The organism is Streptomyces ossamyceticus (assembly GCF_001418475.1).
Classification (GTDB): domain Bacteria; phylum Actinomycetota; class Actinomycetes; order Streptomycetales; family Streptomycetaceae; genus Streptomyces; species Streptomyces ossamyceticus.
Genome location: NZ_LIQX01000659.1, coordinates 1 through 3,750 on the forward strand (window position 1 = coordinate 1; position 3,750 = coordinate 3,750).

The 3,750-nt window shown below is 72.6% G+C and carries 1 protein-coding gene and 1 pseudogene; both read right to left on the minus strand.

All coding sequences use genetic code 11. The features are described from left to right. Positions 1 to 2,727 (minus strand): SpoIIE family protein phosphatase (locus AOK15_RS35980; RefSeq protein WP_420877022.1); only part of this gene is annotated, 2,727 nt, incomplete at its 3' end. A gap of 357 nt (positions 2,728 to 3,084) precedes the next feature. Next, positions 3,085 to 3,429 (minus strand): annotated as a pseudogene (locus AOK15_RS48940) (ATP-binding protein); the annotation flags it as partial. Positions 3,430 to 3,750: the final 321 nt, after the last annotated feature.

Here is a 3,750-nt window from a genome sequence, read left to right on the forward strand (position 1 = left end):
TTCGAACCACACGGTCTTGCCGCGGGGCGTGCGGCGGGAGCCCCACGCGGCGGAGAGCAGGCCGACGAGTTGGAGGCCCCGGCCGCCCTCGTCCGTGTCGCGGGCGCGGCGGCGGCGCGGCTGGACGAGCCCGGCGTCCCAGACCTCGCAGACGAGGGTCCTGTCGAGGAGCAGCCGGAGCCGTATCTCGCCCTCGCCGTAGCGCAGCGCGTTGGTGACCAGCTCGCTGACGAGCAACTCGGCCGTGTCGACCAGTGGTTCCAGGTCCCAGCTGAGCAACCGGCCCCGGGCGTACTCCCGGGCGCGTCCCACGCTGCGCGGCTCACGGGGCAGGGTCCAGTCGCCGACGGAGTCGGACGGCAGCCCCTGGACACGTGCCATCAGAAGGGCGATGTCGTCCTCGCCGTGATGTGTGTCGAGGGTGTTGAGGACGTGGTCGCAGACGTCCTCCAGCGATCGGGGGCCGTCGGGGCGCCCCCCGGCCGGCGGCTGGGCGGGGTCGGTGAGGGCGCCGACGAACGCCTGGAGGCCCTCGTCGAGGGGATGGTCGCGTGATTCGACCAGTCCATCCGTGTAGAGCGCCAGCAGCGCACCCTCGGGCAGTTCGACCTCGACCTCCTCGAACGGCTCGCCACCCACGCCGAGCGGCATGCCGGGCGGCACGTCGAGCATCAGCGCGCTCTCGCCGGGTTCGACCAGCACGGGCGGCAGATGGCCCGCGTTGGCGAAGGTGCAGCGCCGGGTGACCGAGTCGTAGACGGCGTACACGCAGGTCGCGAGGTACACCTCGGAGAGGTCCTTGTCGCGGGGCCGGCTGGCGGCGGTGCGGGAGGCGGACTGGACGCCGCCGGGGTTGCCGAGGCCGCGGGCGATCTCGTCGAGCGCGGAGAGGACCTCGGCGGGTTCGAGGTCGAGCAGGGCCAGGGTCCGTACGGCCGTGCGGAGTTCGCCCATGGCGACCGCGGCGCGCAGGCCCCGGCCCATGACGTCGCCGACGACGAGTGCCGTGCGGTGGCCGGGGAGTTCGATGACGTCGAACCAGTCGCCGCCGACCTCGGTGGCCGCGTTGCCCGGCAGATAGCGGCAGGCGATGTCGAGGCCGGATGCCTCGGGGTCGCCGGGCGGCAGCAGGGAGCGCTGGAGGATGAGGGCGCGTTCGTGTTCGCGCCGGTAGAGGCGGGCGTTGTCGATGCAGACGGCGGCGCGCGCGGCCAGTTCCACCGCGAGGGCCCGGTCGCGTTCCCCGAACGGTTCGCTGCCCTTGGTGCGGGAGAACTGCACGAGCCCGACGACGGTGTCGTGGGCGACCATCGGCACGGCGAGCGTCGTCTGGATGAGGTTGCCCTCTTCGGGGACCTGCTGGGGGCGGGCGGTGCGCAGGGCGTCCGCGCAGGGCGAGTTGAACGGGTAGTGGTGGACCGCGCCGACACGTACCGGGGCGGGCCCGCCGACGAACGGCGCGTCGGAGACCGCGCTGGCGAAGGCGACGCGGCGCAGTTCGGCGCTGCCGTCGGCGAGTCCGGGCGGGGTCTCGTCGCCGACGAGGAGGCCCTGGTAGAGGTCGACGGTCGCGAGGTCGCAGAAGTTGGGGACGACCACGTCGAGGAGTTCGCGGGCGGTGGTCTCCAGGTCGAGGGAGTTGCCGATGCGGGAACCGGCCTCGTTCAGGAGGGCGAGATTGCGCCGAGCGGCGGCGGCCTCGCGGGCGGCGGCGCGGCGGGCCGTCACATCGATACCGAGCCAGGCGATGCCGATGGGGCGGCCGGTGCCGCTGTGCACGCGGTAGAGGTTGACGGACCAGTGGCGGCGTTCCTCGGAGCCGGGCACGAACCCGGAGATGTGCATGTCGGTGATGGAGTCGCCGGTCTCCAGGACCCGGCGCAGGGTGGCCTCGACCCGCTCGGCCTCCGGGGATCGGAGGTAGTCGTGGACGCCCCGGCCGCGGTGGTCGTCGACGTGGCCGCCGTAGATGGAGGCGAACCGCTGGTTGGCGCGCCGCACCCGGAGGTCGGTGTCGATCAGCAGGAAGCCGAAGGGAGATTGGCCGAATATCGCCTGCGAGGCGGCGAGGTCGGTCTCGATGCGGCGCAGCGTGCGCACGTCCACCACGATGCACACGGCGGCCCGTTCGCCGCCCTCGACGGTGGTGGGCATCACATAGACCTCTGCGAGCCCCTCGACCCCTTCGGGGCCCGGCACCCGGAAGGGCACCACTCCGGTCCACTCCCGGCCGTCGAGGACCTCGGCCATCTTCCGCTGGCCCTCTTCGCGGCGGTCGGGGTCGACGAACGCCTCGATGGGGTCCATGCCGACGGCCCGTGCGGCCGAGATACCGAACAACTGCTCGGCGCGCAGGCTCCACTGGTCGACGAGACCGTCCGGGCCGATGGAGAACGAGGCCACCTTGATGTAGTCGTAGATCGATCCGGGCGGGCTGGTCTGCCACATCGGATCGCCGGGGCCCTGGCCGGCCAGGACGCCGGCGGTCGCGACGGTGTCGGCGGCCTCACCCCCGGCCGCCGCCGGACGGCCGGCCGACGGTCGACTTGCGGACGCGGGGCCCTGGGCGGCGCCGCTCGCGGCGGCGGAAGCGCTTCCACCCTCGCGCGTGACGTCGTCGCGTGTGGCGCGGCCCAGGCCGGAATCGTCTGCGGCCTCGGGCCTCGCGCGGTCCGTCGGGCCCTTCGGCTCCGTGGACTCCGTGGCCTTCGCTGGTATCTCGCTCACGCGAACCGTCCCCTCCAGCTCACCGCGTCCGGCTTCGGTCACCAGGGGCGGCTGCCCGCAGTATCCAGCACTACGGCGCCGCGCAACACGGTGTTCACGATCACAGCACGGTCCCGATCGTTTTTGGACCGGCTGGGACATACTCCCAAGTCTTCTAACCAGGCGTTGCCCGCTCGAACCTAAGACTCCAGCCAGCGCTACTGGCTTGAACCGATCGGTCGCACGCCCACCCCGCGGAGCCGCCCCCCTGCCCGGCCCGTACGCCGTGGACGCCGGTCGTGCACCAGGTCCTCCACCTGGTACGCCCACGGGTCCGGTCAGCCGGGAACCGTCAACTCGAACCAGACGGTCTTGCNNGGCCCGCGCGGAGCAGGCCACGAGCCGCAGTCCTCGGCCACCTTCGTCGTCCAGGTCGGCGGTCCGCTCGCGCGGCGGGTCGGGCAGTGGGTCGGAGACCTCGACGAGCAGGGTGCCCGGCGAACCGTCGGAGTGCGCGAGGCGGACGCCGATGGGGCCGGTGGCGTGTCGCAGGGCGTTGGTCACCAACTCGCTCACCAGCAGGGCGGCGATGTCCCCGACGGAGTCGAGCCCCCATGCGCGCAGCCGGTCACGGACCACGGCCCGAGCGGTCCGCACGGCACCGGGTTCCGCGGGAAAGGTCCACTCGGCGCAGTCGTCACCGTTGTCGATCACGCCGATCACTTCCCAGTCAGAAGCGGACCCTGTCCGGTTTCATGGGGTTAATGGGCACATACCCGATATCCAACCTCGAGTACCGCGCATGAGGGCGCACTGTGGCACAAACAGCGCAGTGAGCGCATCCCCCCGCACGCGACCCGTCAGAAAGGGGCGCACGGAACCGCTCGGCGGACGCGAACAAGAGGGCACGGCGAGAAGGCACGGCAGCGCGGCGAGAACGCCCGGCAGGGCAGCGAGAAGGGCGGCAGGGGCACGGCGAGAAGGCCGGCACGACGGGGCGCGCCGGGGAGACGCGGGCGGGCCGCGAAACAGGCGCGCCGGGGA